The sequence below is a fragment of the Microcystis sp. LE19-41.2A genome, from assembly GCF_027530405.1.
GTDB lineage: Bacteria > Cyanobacteriota > Cyanobacteriia > Cyanobacteriales > Microcystaceae > Microcystis > Microcystis aeruginosa.
Genome location: NZ_JAPZQJ010000158.1, coordinates 1 through 12,720 on the forward strand (window position 1 = coordinate 1; position 12,720 = coordinate 12,720).

13 protein-coding genes are annotated in these 12,720 nt (G+C 43.1%); 8 read left to right on the forward strand and 5 right to left on the reverse strand.

Annotated elements, in window-relative coordinates:
• The first annotated feature begins 286 nt into the window (after nucleotides 1-286).
• Nucleotides 287-1,828, forward strand: coding sequence for a ferredoxin--nitrite reductase (locus O9290_RS06720; RefSeq protein WP_002760022.1), 1,542 nt, complete (start codon nucleotides 287-289; stop codon nucleotides 1,826-1,828).
• 253 nt (nucleotides 1,829-2,081) lie between these two features.
• On the opposite strand, the gene O9290_RS06725 is transcribed toward O9290_RS06720, so the two are convergent.
• Nucleotides 2,082-3,116, reverse strand: a complete 1,035-nt coding sequence (locus O9290_RS06725) for a PstS family phosphate ABC transporter substrate-binding protein (protein WP_072926443.1) — start codon at nucleotides 3,114-3,116, stop codon at nucleotides 2,082-2,084.
• A 495-nt stretch (nucleotides 3,117-3,611) separates the two neighbouring features.
• On the opposite strand from O9290_RS06725, the gene O9290_RS06730 reads away from it, so the two are divergent.
• Nucleotides 3,612-3,824, forward strand: coding sequence for a hypothetical protein (locus tag O9290_RS06730; RefSeq protein WP_002766476.1), 213 nt, complete (start codon nucleotides 3,612-3,614; stop codon nucleotides 3,822-3,824).
• A gap of 167 nt (nucleotides 3,825-3,991) precedes the next feature.
• Here the strand turns inward: O9290_RS06730 and O9290_RS06735 are convergent, their stop codons facing one another.
• Nucleotides 3,992-4,228 carry an AbrB/MazE/SpoVT family DNA-binding domain-containing protein gene (locus tag O9290_RS06735; protein WP_223213093.1) on the reverse strand — a complete coding sequence of 79 codons (237 nt, stop codon included), beginning with the start codon at nucleotides 4,226-4,228 and terminating at the stop codon, nucleotides 3,992-3,994.
• A gap of 153 nt (nucleotides 4,229-4,381) precedes the next feature.
• Between O9290_RS06735 and O9290_RS06740 the strand changes: the two genes are divergently transcribed.
• Nucleotides 4,382-4,717, forward strand: a complete 336-nt coding sequence (locus O9290_RS06740) for an excalibur calcium-binding domain-containing protein (protein ID WP_190356732.1) — start codon at nucleotides 4,382-4,384, stop codon at nucleotides 4,715-4,717.
• Between the two features lie 51 nt (nucleotides 4,718-4,768).
• On the opposite strand, the gene O9290_RS06745 is transcribed toward O9290_RS06740, so the two are convergent.
• A complete protein-coding gene (locus O9290_RS06745) occupies nucleotides 4,769-5,842 on the reverse strand; it encodes a Gfo/Idh/MocA family protein (protein WP_004266826.1) in 1,074 nt (357 codons plus the stop codon).
• Between the two features lie 217 nt (nucleotides 5,843-6,059).
• Between O9290_RS06745 and O9290_RS06750 the strand changes: the two genes are divergently transcribed.
• Nucleotides 6,060-6,632 carry a shikimate kinase gene (locus tag O9290_RS06750; RefSeq protein WP_004266824.1) on the forward strand — a complete coding sequence of 191 codons (573 nt, stop codon included), beginning with the start codon at nucleotides 6,060-6,062 and terminating at the stop codon, nucleotides 6,630-6,632.
• Complete coding sequence (locus O9290_RS06755) at nucleotides 6,632-6,952, forward strand: cupin domain-containing protein (RefSeq protein ID WP_004266823.1); 321 nt, start codon at nucleotides 6,632-6,634, stop codon at nucleotides 6,950-6,952. The genes O9290_RS06750 and O9290_RS06755 overlap by 1 nt, the downstream gene beginning before the upstream one ends.
• A gap of 237 nt (nucleotides 6,953-7,189) precedes the next feature.
• On the opposite strand, the gene hemW is transcribed toward O9290_RS06755, so the two are convergent.
• Nucleotides 7,190-8,362: a radical SAM family heme chaperone HemW gene (hemW, locus tag O9290_RS06760; RefSeq protein ID WP_288086842.1), complete on the reverse strand. Its 1,173-nt coding sequence runs from the start codon at nucleotides 8,360-8,362 to the stop codon at nucleotides 7,190-7,192.
• Between the two features lie 269 nt (nucleotides 8,363-8,631).
• On the opposite strand from hemW, the gene O9290_RS06765 reads away from it, so the two are divergent.
• A complete protein-coding gene (locus O9290_RS06765; RefSeq protein WP_288056045.1) occupies nucleotides 8,632-9,711 on the forward strand; it encodes a PIN/TRAM domain-containing protein in 1,080 nt (359 codons plus the stop codon).
• Between the two features lie 337 nt (nucleotides 9,712-10,048).
• Here the strand turns inward: O9290_RS06765 and O9290_RS06770 are convergent, their stop codons facing one another.
• Nucleotides 10,049-10,327: a hypothetical protein gene (locus tag O9290_RS06770; protein ID WP_004266820.1), complete on the reverse strand. Its 279-nt coding sequence runs from the start codon at nucleotides 10,325-10,327 to the stop codon at nucleotides 10,049-10,051.
• 363 nt (nucleotides 10,328-10,690) lie between these two features.
• Here O9290_RS06770 and trmFO point away from each other — a divergent pair, with 363 nt between their 5' ends.
• Both trmFO and O9290_RS06780 read left to right on the forward strand, forming a co-directional pair.
• Nucleotides 10,691-12,028 (forward strand): FADH(2)-oxidizing methylenetetrahydrofolate--tRNA-(uracil(54)-C(5))-methyltransferase TrmFO, encoded by a 1,338-nt coding sequence (trmFO, locus tag O9290_RS06775; RefSeq protein WP_149986149.1) that lies wholly within the window; start codon nucleotides 10,691-10,693, stop codon nucleotides 12,026-12,028.
• Nucleotides 12,029-12,089: 61 nt separating this feature from the next.
• Nucleotides 12,090-12,587, forward strand: a complete 498-nt coding sequence (locus O9290_RS06780; RefSeq protein ID WP_288056047.1) for a 2TM domain-containing protein — start codon at nucleotides 12,090-12,092, stop codon at nucleotides 12,585-12,587.
• Nucleotides 12,588-12,720: the final 133 nt, after the last annotated feature.

Here is a 12,720-nt window from a genome sequence, read left to right on the forward strand (position 1 = left end):
TCGACACACCCCACACCCCACACCCCACACCCCACACCCCACCTCAATGCACTTACTGCATGATATAAATCCTTAAACACGATGGTTAACGGATTTCTGTTACAAACAATACAAAATTATCCAAGTTAAAAAGAATTAAATAACAAATAGAGACTAGGTAAATTACTAAATTTTTGCTAATGACGACGGTATTTTAAAGAATACTTATTGTTAAATCCCGATTTCTTCATTTCTAACCCGCACCAACTAGAACAATTGCACCCACAGACCAGAAGGAGGTAGATTCGTGGTACAAGCACCTGAAAAAGATGGAACAACTCTCAATAAATTCGAGAAATTTAAAGCCGAAAAAGACGGATTAGCCATTAAAGATGAACTAGATCATTTTGCCCAAATCGGTTGGGAAGCGATGGATAAAACCGATTTAGAATATCGCTTAAAATGGGTGGGGGTTTTTTATCGTCCCGTCACCCCGGGTAAATTCATGATGCGTTTGCGGGTTCCTAACGGCATTATTAGCGGTGAGCAAATGCGCGTTTTAGGGGAAATCGTGCAGCGTTACGGCGATGATGGTAATGCCGATATTACCACTCGTCAAAACCTACAATTACGCGGTATTCGTATCGAAGATATTCCTGATATTTTCCAACGACTAAAATCCGTGGGTATGACTTCGGTACAATCGGGCATGGATAATGTCAGAAATATTACCGGTTCACCCATGGCGGGACTAGACGCGGATGAATTAATTGATACCAGGGAATTAGTCCAAAAAGTCCAAGATATGATTACCAACTGCGGTCAAGGTAATTATCAATTTAGCAATCTGCCCCGCAAATTTAATATTGCCATCGAGGGGGGACGCGATAACTCGGTTCATGCGGAAATTAACGATATTGCCTTTGTTCCTGCCTATAAAGAGGGAGAATTAGGCTTTAATGTCGTGGTGGGTGGCTTTTTCTCGGCTAAACGCTGTGAAGCGGCAATTCCTATGAATGTTTGGGTGAGACCGAATCAGGAAGTGGTGGATTTATGCCGAGGAATTTTGGAAGTTTACCGCGACAATGGATTGCGCGCCAATCGTCAAAAATCCCGTTTAATGTGGTTAATTGATGAGTGGGGAATCGAGGAATTCCGCACGCGGGTGGCTAATCACTTAGGTTATGCCTTGGCAACGGCTGCCGAAAAAGACGCAATCGACTGGGAAAAACGGGATCATTTAGGAGTTTTCCCCCAAAAACAGGAGGGATTGAGCTATGTCGGTCTTTGTATTCCCGTTGGTCGTCTATTTGCCGATGATATGTTCGATTTAGCCCGGATTGCCGAAGTGTATGGTAGCGGAGAATTGCGTTTAACCGTGGAACAAAACGTGATTATTCCCAATATAGCGGCTGAAAATATGGCGACTCTTTTAACCGAGCCTTTACTGGCTAAGTTTACCCCCAATCCCACTCCTTTACAACGAGCGCTCGTTTCCTGCACGGGGGCGCAATTCTGCAATTTTGCCCTGATTGAAACCAAAAATAAGGCTGTGGACTTGATTCGTCAGTTAGATGCCGAATTAAATATCCCCCGGGGTGTGCGGATTCATTGGACTGGTTGCCCTAACTCCTGCGGACAACCCCAAGTGGCCGATATCGGTTTGATGGGGACAAAAGCGCGCAAAGACGGCAAAACCGTGGAGGGAGTTGACCTCTACATGGGGGGTAAAGTGGGTAAAGATGCTCACCTAGGCAGCTGTGTACAAAAAGGGATTCCCTGTGAGGACCTAAAATCGGTGTTAACCTCTATCCTCATCGAGCAATTTGGGGCGACACCGAAAGGTTAATTGACAAGTTTATTGATACGCTGAATGGGTAGGGTTGATTCATAGTAGGGTTGATTCATGAATCAACCCTACCCAAACCCCCCGTTGGGGGCGTGGCGCCGCCCCCAAACCCCGGAGCGCATTAGTTTTTCGGTGGGATGCTTACACGCAGCTGCTGACGCATCTGTAATAATTTAAGAGTCACTCCCCTTGCAGGAGTGCCTGTCCTGATATGTAGCCTATACTCAACGGATTTAGTATCAGATGGGAATCGTTACTTAGCTTCAAATTGGGCTTGTTTACGAAGTAATTCCCCGATGGTTAAATTGGGTTGGGGTCTGCCATCAAAAACCGTTCCTACCTCAAATTTTTGCAACTGTACCCTTGCCAAATGATAGGCCTCATCCGGTAGGGGAATATAACCAATACTATCTAATAAATTGGGAACTCGATCGAGATAATGTTCGACAAATTTCTCTAAAGCGGGATTCTCTTGGGCTTTTTGGGCATTAACATAAATAAACAAAGGACGAGATAAAGGCTGATATTTACTATCCTCGACATTGCTGCGAGTTGGTTCAATACCGTTAACTTTCAAAGCTTTTAATTTATCCCGATTTTGTTCATAGTAAGCATGGCCAAAATAGCCTAAAGCGTTGGCATCTTGACTGACGGCATTAACTAAAGCTTGGTCATCTTCACTAAAATTAAAGTCCCCACGGCTGGCATCTTTGCCGTTAATTACCTCACTAAAAAAATCGTAGGTTCCGGAGTCTTTACCTGGTCCGTGAAGGGTAATCGGTTGGTCGGGCCAAGCGGGATTAATTTGATTCCAACGTTTGATTTTATTCTCGGCCGCTGGTTCCCAAATAGTTCTCAATTCTGTGGTGGAAATATCATCAACCCAGTTATTTTGGGGATTGACTACCACGGTTAAAGCATCAAAAGCGATCGGTAGTTCGATAAATCTTACCTTATTAGCATCACATTCTTTTAATTCTTCCACAGAAATTGGTCGAGAAGCATTATTAATATCGGTTTCTCCCGCACAAAATTTTCTAAAACCACCGCCGGTTCCTGAAATATTAGCGTCAATTTTAACATCAGCCAAAACTTTGTTAGGGGTATTAGCTTTAAAATCTTCGAGAACTTTATCGGTAATTGGTGCTACGGTACTCGAACCATCGATTTTAATTGGTTTTAGGTCTTGAGGATTAATATTGGCACAGGCGGGTAAAATTAGGGCAGTTCCTAGTATGGTTGCGACTACTTTGGTCGGACGAGATAGCTGAGTAAAAATTTCTAGCATAGGTGTCAACAAGGAGAAAGTAAAAACGGGTATTGGGGAGACTTTTCAGTTATCAGTGGGGAAGTGGGGAAGTGGGGAGAAAAAAGCTGAGGGATGATGACTAAAAACCTTAATCTTTTCTTTGTTGTTTTTACGTCACTACAATGGTAAGGAAAGAGAAAAACCTAATCTAAACTGGAAAAGTTAGCGGCCTTACCTGCGACTTAAAACTAATGTTTAGTCAAAATAAATAGTAAAAGAAGAACGTAGGTTGGGTTGAAGCATGAAACCCAACGCCCGCATGGGTTACGCTACCGCTAACCCATCCCACAAATAATTGTGCCTCCCTACTTAAAACTAATGTTTAGTCAAAACAAATAGTAAAAGAAGAACGTAGGTTGGGTTGAAGCATGAAACCCAACGCCTGCATGGGTTACGCTACCGCTAGCCCATCCTACAAATAATTGTGCCTCCCTACTTAAAACACCTGAAGAAATTGCCAAAACTTACTCATCTTTGAGCTTAGAACAAGTTTATGCAACAATTTTGTACTATTTGCATGAGCAAGAAAAAATAACCAATTATTTAACCGAATGGATTGAACATGGAGAAAGAATGAGAGAAATACAAAAACAAAATCCTCCTCCTGTGGCGGAAAAATTGAGAAAGTTAAGGCAACAAAGAAAAGCAGTCAAACAAGTAAATGAGTCTGAAATATCTCTTAGATGAAAATGTTGATCCTCTCTATGGGACTCAACTAAGAAGACTCAAGCCTGATTTAGTTATTAGAGTCATTAGAGAACCTGTTATACTAAATCTGTTGAGTATAGGCTACTTATGAAGACAGGCACTCATGCAAGAGGCAAGAGGCAAAAGGGGTAATAAATAATCAGTCTTTAATAACCAGATTTAGTATCACGGGTCGCTTGCATGATGTCGTTGGTTGTTAGACGGCTAGTTGCTTTGCCACGGATAGCGGCAATCAGTTGCTTTCCCCGGCTTAGGGTTCTAGGCTTGCGAATTTGCAAGATATCCCCAATCACTTCCAGCTGGATTTCTGTACCGGGTAACAACCCAAGCTTTTCTTGAATATCAGGGGGAATAGTGATTTGTCCGTTAGGGCTAATTTTCATGGTGTTTTTCTGCATATACTAACAAATAATCGGAAGAGTCAGTGCCACTGGCTGCTTGACCCCCCCCAAACGTTTACCTGGGAATAACTCTGATTTATTATCCTGTATCCTATTTGGTACTATGATAAGAGCAGAGAATCAGTCAAGCATTTTATGAAAAAAGTACTTGTTATTTTAATTCTGGGTTTTCTGAGCGAACAAATATCAATAAAATCACCAATTTCTGGCAATCAAACCCTCAATAATTTAGCCGTAGCTAACAACAATAATCGTCCCACTCCCCAGAAAAAACCTAGTCCTTCTCCACAGTTTCGGTGCGATGGTAGAACTCACTGTTCCCAGATGACCTCCTGTGCAGAAGCGACTTTTTTCTTGAAAAATTGCCCCAATGTCAAAATGGATGGAGACGGTGATGGAGTTCCCTGTGAAAGTCAATGGTGTGGAAAAAAATCCTCAGAAAAATGTTGGGAAAGTTTTCCAGATAACTAATTTTGTTTCCTCACCCCAATTCTCTCACTTAAAGAATCGGGGTGAAAACAATTAAGAAGCAGTAATCACGGGAGAATTAAGATATTGATAATTCCAGTCCGATTGTTGCCAAACGCGACCATCAAGGGCAATTTGTTCGATTAAACTAGCTAATCGTAAAGCTTTTAAAGCTTGTTCCCCACCGACAGAAGGTTGGTCCCCACCGCGCACACAATGAACAAAATGTTCTAATTCCGCGTGTAGAGGTTCAATATTGCTGGTATAAACTTTTTCAATTAAACCATCTTGACGGTAGAGAACTTGACCGTAATCGGTGCTATAGTTAGCGATGGTTTGCCGGTGAATGAGGATTTCATTATTGAGAAAATCCGCTTCCGTGAGAGAATTTTTACAGTGGGCTGCTAAACGGCGAATCTTGCGATGAGTCACCTTACTAGCGGTTAAATTAGCCACTACTCCATTACTAAAACCAAGGGTTGCAGTGACATAATCGAGATAACCGGAATCAGTGGCAGCGCGACTACCACTAGCGGTTAATTTCACCACGGGAGCGGAGACTAATTCTAAAATTAAATCTATATCGTGGATCATTAAATCTAACACCACCGACACATCATTAGCGCGTTGGGAATAGGGACTCATGCGATGGGATTCAATCGCTAAAATCTCCTCGGTTTTCAAGACCTTCGATAACTCTTGGAAAGCGGGATTAAAACGCTCGATATGACCCACTTGCAGAATACAATCATGATCGGCTGCCGCATTGACTAAAGATTCCGCTTCACTAATACTAGCGGCGATCGGTTTCTCGATCAAGGTATGTACTCCCCCTTGCAGACAGTCCATCCCGACTCGATGGTGTAACCGCGTGGGGACAGCGATACAAACCGCATCTACCCTAGGTAAGAGATCTAAATAATTTTCAAAAAAACGGACTCGGTATTTACTGGCAGTTTCCAGTCCCTTTTCGACGTTGACATCGGCCACCCCGACGAATTCCACGTCTTTTAATAAACTCAGGATGCGACTATGGTGTTGTCCCATGTTACCGACCCCGATAACCCCGACTTTAATCGGTTTGAGTTGATTTCTGTTACCCGGAAAGTTTGCTGGTTGATTGGACATGAATTTTAGACTCCTGTGTTCACACTCCTCACACCACTTGATTAGATTAATCAAGCTGATTTCGTCCATTAACTACCAAGATGGTATCATGGTTATCCAGCATTCTGACACGATGTCGGTGTCAATGGGAGTTCTGAGAAGATTTTCTGATTCCATCTGCGGGTTTTTACTCCTAAATGCTTATCAAAAAATCATCCCTGAGTAGCGAGGACTACATATGGACAATTCAACGGATTTTAACTCCTTACGGGGATTAAGTGTTTTTTTGCTAGGAATGATGGGGGCCGGCAAATCCACCCTGGGAGAGTTGCTTTCCCGACGGTTACAATATCGTTTTTTTGATACAGATATATTAATAGAAAGGGTCGCGGGAAAGAAAATCAGGGAAATTTTTGCCGACGAGGGAGAAGCGACTTTTCGGGAGTTAGAAACCCAAGTTTTAGCCGAATTATCCTCTCTGACTAAAACTGTGATTGCCACCGGGGGAGGGATGGTTTTAAAACCGATGAATTGGAGTTATCTTCGTCACGGTTTAATGATTTGGTTAGATGTTCCTCTCGAAGTCTTGGTTAAACGTTTAAAAAAAGATACCTCTCGTCCCTTGCTTCAGTCCACTGATTTAGAAAGTAAACTGGAATTATTATTAGAACAAAGACGAGGACTTTATGCAGAAGCGGATCTTCGGATTGTTGTTTCTGACCTAGATACACCTGCTCATATCGTTGAGAAAATTTTAACAGCAATACCGACGGTGATTAAAGATTTTCATCCAGAAAGGGATCATAACTAATGATAGCAGCTTCAATTTTTGATTTACCTGAACTAATTCCTGACCGAGAAATTCTGGAAATTTTGGCCCAAAGTCAGGCTATTCGTCTGGAAAGAATTATTTCCACTGGTCAAACCACTCCCCGGGGTCAATGGTACGATCAATCTGAGTTTGAATGGGTGATTTTATTACAGGGATTTGCTGAGATTAGTTATGAGGATGGCAGCCAAGTTAATCTGCAAGCGGGGGATTATCTGCTGATTCCTCCTCACCAAAAACATCGCGTCGAATTTACTAGCAATAATCCCCCTTGTATTTGGTTAGCTATCCATTATCGCTAGTAAAATATAGTTTCTAACTAGGGTCTGCTGAATAAATCTAAAAACCTTGTTGGATAAGACTTTTGGACTTTTTTCCCCTCAAAAAGTGCCAGCCATTGGAGTGATCGGGGGTAAAATTCAGGTACTTTTTCCCTGAAAATTAGGTAACTGACTACCTCAAAATCGGTAAAACCCTACACCCTACACCCTACACCCCACACCCTGCCCCCACCAACAAACTTTTTCAGCAGACCCTAACTATTGCCAGCGATCGAATAAATCGGTTAAAACTAGATTAGAAAACAAAAAACCTTCGGGGTCGCTTAATCTTACCCTGCTATCCCCCTCAATTATTACTAAATTACGCTGTTTATGCGGCTCTAAGACCTCTAAAATTGCTTTTTTGATTTCCGAGCCAAAATTAGCTTCAATTGCGGGCAAACTCACACCTTCTGCTAACCTTAACCCTAGCATCAAGGTTTCGAGAAGATCATCAATCAAGCTATTTTTCTCCACCTCAATCTGACAGCCTTCTTTTACCCAAGCAAAATAGTCGCGACTTTTGCGCGGACGGGTAAAACGTTGTTGATGAAGATAACTAGCGGCCCCCATACCAAAACCGTAATAGGGACGATTTTCCCAGTAAACTCGATTATGTCGGCATTGATAACCCGGTTTGGCATAGTTAGAAATCTCGTAATGTTGATAACCGGCTAAAGCTAGTTTTTCACCGGCTAAAACATACATTTTCGCCGTGGTTTCATCATCGGGTAAGGGTTTTTTCCCCGGTTGATACTGTTTACCGAAAGGAGTAACCGCTTCTAAGACCAAATCGTAACAGGAAAGATGGGCCGGTTGCAGTTCGATCGCTTTTTCTAGGGAATTTTCCCAATCTGTCAGGGTTTGTTGTGGCAATCCTGAAATCAAATCCAAACTATAGTTAACTATTCCCAATCCCTGAATTAATTCCACTGCCTGATAGATATCCTTAACGGTATGCGATCGACCAGAAACCTGTAATAATGGTTCTTGAAAAGCCTGTACTCCTAAACTAACTCGATTGACTCCCGCGCTAAGATAACCCTGTAATTGTTCTAAACTAAAGGTAGCTGGATCAATCTCCATAGAAATTTCTATATCGGCCGCAAAATCAAACTTTTTGGCTAAAGTATCCAGAATTGCTCCTAATAATTCCACCGGTAACAGGGAAGGAGTCCCCCCCCCAAAAAAAATTGTTTCTAGGGGTTTCCCCGTCCCCTGACTAAGACTAATTTCTTCTTGTAATATTTCCACATACTCCACCACAGGGGGAAAAGTCGCCGGATTGGTGCGATTACCGACGACAAAAATCGGGAAATCACAGTAAAAACAGCGCCGACGACAGAAGGGAATATGAATATAAACCGAGGTTATGGGGTGAAAATAGGGCATTATATGAGGAAAAAGGAAAAAAGGGAGTGTGGGGTGTGGGGTGTGGGGTGTGGGGTGTGGGGAGAATAAAGCTGCCTCCTGCCTCCTGCCTCCTACTGTAATTTCGTTTATCTTCGTTAAGATGTATTATGGCTGGGGAGAACATCTCCTAGAATGGAGGCAACTTTCCCGACACAAATTAGGAGAAACCCACAGATATAATATAAAAGCATCCATACTCATTATTTTTCTACCATCATTCCCCCTCTATCCTCTCTGGTATTATCCCCATGCTTGATGCTGTCATAATTTTACTATTCGTCTTCGCTGTTGCCAGTATTGGTTATAGTGGTGTTGACTTGCTGCCGGTTACTGTCCAGTTGCAAATCAGCAATATTGAAGCTTTACGCTGGTTATCGGCGGGTTTTGCCTCAATTATTGGTTTAGCCCTTGGTTTAGTTGCCCAAACTACCTATCGTCGTCTGGAAACCCAAGTACGGCAAACTCCGATCGAAGTTATTTTAACCCGTTCGGTCGGTCTAGTTATCGGTTTGTTGATTGCTAATCTGATCCTAGCTCCGATTTTCTTCCTACCGATTCCCAGAGAATTCTCGTTTATCAAGCCGATAATCGCCATTTTAGGCAGTGTTATGTTTTCCTATCTGGGGGTTAGTTTAGCTGATACCCACGGTCGCACTTTTTTGCGTCTGATTAACCCCAATAGTATGGAATCAATTTTAGTGGCAGAAGGAACCCTGCAAGCGGCCGCCACCAAAGTTGTGGACACCAGTTGTATTATCGATGGTCGTATCGAACAATTGTTAGACACGGGATTTATCGAGGGACAGATACTCATTCCCCAATTTATTCTTCAGGAATTGCAGCAGTTAGCGGATGGCAGTAATGACCAAAAACGAGTCAGAGGAAGACGCGGATTAGATATCTTAAACCGGATGCAGCAAGAATTTCCCGAGCGCATTATCATTCATCCAGCCGATTATGAGGATATTAGCACCGTAGATGCTAAATTAGTCCATCTTGCCCAAGAGATTAACGCCACCTTGCTCACGAACGATTATAATCTCAGTAAAGTGGCCAATCTGCAAAAAGTCACCATCTTGAATGTCAACGATCTCGCCCAAGCAGTACGCCCGATCTACTTACCCGGGGATACTTTGGATCTGAAAATTCTCAAAGCAGGAAAAGAACCCACCCAAGGCATCGGTTATCTAGAAGATGGCACGATGGTAGTGGTAGAAGAAGGAAAAGATTATCTGGGGGGAGAATTGCGGGTAGTGGTGACATCTGCACTGCAAACCTCGGCCGGACGGATGATTTTTGCTAAACCCCAAAATTCCCTAATTGCCTAAAGGGAATAAAACCCAAAAAAGCCTCAAATACAGAGCCAGAGGGGATTGTATTTGAGGAATTTCATTTTTTAAGGGAAGTTAAGTCACCAATCGAACTATCTAGGGTTTGCTAAAAAAGTTTTTCCTGGTGGCAGGGTGTGGGGTGTAGGGTGTGGGGTGTGGGGTTTTACCCATTTTCAGGTGGTCAATTACCTAATTTTCAGGGAAAAAGTCCAGGAATTTTCCCCCCAATCACTCCAAAGGTCGGCACTTTTTGAGGGAAAAAAAGTCTAAAAACCTTGTTGGACAAGGTTTTTAGATTTATTCAGCAAACCCTATCTAGCCAATTTATATCTAATTAGGCTGGTTTATTGATTACAGCCATGGACTGACGAGCAAAACCGAAATAACTATCCCAGAATTGTTTCTGACTATCGAGGGCAACTTTGGTGGCGGTTTCTTGGGCGGTTAGGTAGGATTTCACCCATTCTTGTTGATATTCGAGGGATTTAACCAAAGTTTCTGGAAACTCAAACACTGATGTAGTCGAGGGAACACCATTACCCCAAGCGGACAGAAGCAGTTTCTGCCATTCGGCTAGGTATTTTTGGTATTCTTCAAGATAATTGGTGTTCATAGAAGTCAAACCGCTAACTAACCCATCTGGAAGGAGATGGTGAGAAAGTGGGGCGGTGTTGCCACCTTCTCGAAAGCAAAAATCGCGCCGAGATAAAATATAATATTCTATCCCTTCCTTGATTATAACCTGAGTTTGCGATCAGCCCCAATCTTTATGCGATCGCCGTCAGCCCGGCCCTATTTTTTTGGTGACTGGGAACTAAGTGGGTGGGTGGAATTAAATATAAGATGAACGTAGGTTGGGTTGAAGCATGAAACCCAACGCCCGCATGGGTTACGCTACCGCTAACCCATCCTACAAATAATTTTGCCTCCTTACTTAACGCTAAAATAATCCTACTCTAGCCATTTTCTCCCAACTATGATTGATCGCCCTATTCATGTAATTGGTGGAGGATTAGCGGGGACTGAGGCGGCGTGGCAGATAGCCCAAGCTGGTATTCCCGTGATCCTGTACGAAATGCGCCCAATTCGCTCTAGTCCCGCCCACCATAGCCAATTTTTAGCCGAATTAGTCTGTAGTAACTCCTTTGGTGCCATGGCGGTGGATCGCGCCACTGGGTTACTCCATGAAGAATTACGACGCTTAAATTCTCTAGTTATTGCCCAGGCCGATCAGCACAGTGTCCCCGCAGGAGGGGCTTTAGCGGTCGATCGAGGGGTCTTTAGTCGAAATTTGACGGAAATCTTGGCTAACCACCCTCTAGTCACCTTAAAACGTCAGGAGATCACGGAAATTCCCCGGGATGGTATCGTCGTTTTAACCACTGGACCGTTAACCAGTGCTGCCTTGGCCGCAGATCTGCAAAATTTCGCCGGCCTGGACTATCTGAGCTTTTTTGATGCCGCTAGTCCGATTATTCTAGGGGAATCGATCGATCGATCGATCGCTTTTCTGGCCTCCCGTTACGATAAAGGTGAGGCCGCCTATCTCAATTGTCCCATGGATCGGGAACAATACCTGCATTTCTGGCAAGAGTTAAAACAGGCAGAACAAGCAGAATTAAAGGATTTTGAGCGAGAAAATGCCAAATTTTTCGAGGCTTGTCTGCCAATCGAAGAATTAGCCTGTCGGGGAGAGGATACCATGCGTTTTGGTCCCCTGAAACCGGTGGGATTAGCGGATCCCAGATATCCGGATCAACGTCCCTACGCAGTTATACAGTTGCGAATGGAAGATAAAGCGGGGCAATTGTGGAATATGGTAGGATTTCAAACTAATTTAAAATGGGGTGAACAAACACGGGTTTTCCGTCTGATTCCGGGGTTAGAAAAGGCCGAATTTGTCCGCATGGGGGTGATGCACAAAAACACCTTTATCAATTCTCCCCAGTTATTATCCTCCAGTCTCCAGTTTAAATCGCGACCGACGCTATTAGCGGCAGGACAGTTAATCGGCACGGAAGGCTATACGGCTGCGGCTGCTGGGGGATGGTTAGCGGGAACTAATGCCGCTCGTTTAGCTTTAGGATTAGAAACGGTGACATTGCCAACCACAACGATGATGGGGTCATTATTTGAGTTTATCAGCAGTGCCGAACCGAAACATTTTCAACCGATGCCGCCAAATTTTGGCATTTTGCCGAATTTTACCAGAAAAATCCGCAATAAACGGGAACGTTACGGTCAATATGCCGATCGCTCTTTGCAGGATTTAGAAGCATGGATGAATCAGTTAAAAACTCCCTGTCTCGTCTAACTGTCAATCGCTAAATCGATCGCCCATAATAGAGAAGGAACCTATTTCTTTCTCTATCGCTATGCCAAACCCCGATTTTTTCCCTCCCCAATCCTACAGTCAAGAGGATGTGCAGGAAATTCTCTATTTGGCTATCTCCCGTCAAGGGGATAAGGGAGAAATTACCCGCCAACAGTTGTTAGAAATTGCCGACGATTTAGCCATTGAAGTTAAAGACTTAGAAGCGGCGGAAAAGGACTGGCAAGATTCAAAAATGCTCAGTTATAAACGGCAAGAATTCGATCGCTTTCGTCGCGAGGAGCTAAAAAATAAAACCGTTCGCTATCTGATTATTAATAGTTTTTTTATTATCATTAATTTAATTAGTGCTGGAACAATTTCTTGGGCAATTTATCTGCTTTTGCTGATGGGTTTACCCCTTTCCCTTTCTGCTTGGAAAACTTTTCAAAATCAAGGAATTGCCTACGAAGAGGCATTTAAACGCTGGAAAATTAAGGAGGAAATGAAAGAGTCTTTTACCAATCTTTGGACACAAGTTAAAAAGTTTTTACAGTTTTAATAGTGTTGAAAAAGGAAGATTTTTAAGGGGAAAACTCTCTTCTAAAATCGGGCGTTACTTTCGATTTTTTCCCTCAATCCAAGCTTTTGGGGGGTTCTACCCCCCAAACCCCTAGGGTTGATTCATCGTAGGG

Excerpts from the sequence above, each read along its gene's own strand:
- O9290_RS06765 (WP_288056045.1), top strand. The coding sequence starts at position 8,632 with ATGCTTGATGCTGTCATAATTTTACTATTCGTCTTCGCTGTTGCCAGT.
- O9290_RS06735 (WP_223213093.1), bottom strand. The coding sequence starts at position 4,228 with ATGAAAATTAGCCCTAACGGACAAATCACTATTCCCCCTGATATTCAA.
- O9290_RS06745 (WP_004266826.1), bottom strand. The coding sequence starts at position 5,842 with ATGTCCAATCAACCAGCAAACTTTCCGGGTAACAGAAATCAACTCAAA.
- trmFO (WP_149986149.1), top strand. The coding sequence starts at position 10,691 with ATGATTGATCGCCCTATTCATGTAATTGGTGGAGGATTAGCGGGGACT.
- O9290_RS06770 (WP_004266820.1), bottom strand. The coding sequence starts at position 10,327 with ATGAACACCAATTATCTTGAAGAATACCAAAAATACCTAGCCGAATGG.
- O9290_RS06755 (WP_004266823.1), top strand. The coding sequence starts at position 6,632 with ATGATAGCAGCTTCAATTTTTGATTTACCTGAACTAATTCCTGACCGA.
- O9290_RS06740 (WP_190356732.1), top strand. The coding sequence starts at position 4,382 with ATGAAAAAAGTACTTGTTATTTTAATTCTGGGTTTTCTGAGCGAACAA.
- O9290_RS06750 (WP_004266824.1), top strand. The coding sequence starts at position 6,060 with ATGGACAATTCAACGGATTTTAACTCCTTACGGGGATTAAGTGTTTTT.
- hemW (WP_288086842.1), bottom strand. The coding sequence starts at position 8,362 with ATGCCCTATTTTCACCCCATAACCTCGGTTTATATTCATATTCCCTTC.
- O9290_RS06725 (WP_072926443.1), bottom strand. The coding sequence starts at position 3,116 with ATGCTAGAAATTTTTACTCAGCTATCTCGTCCGACCAAAGTAGTCGCA.
- O9290_RS06780 (WP_288056047.1), top strand. The coding sequence starts at position 12,090 with ATGCCAAACCCCGATTTTTTCCCTCCCCAATCCTACAGTCAAGAGGAT.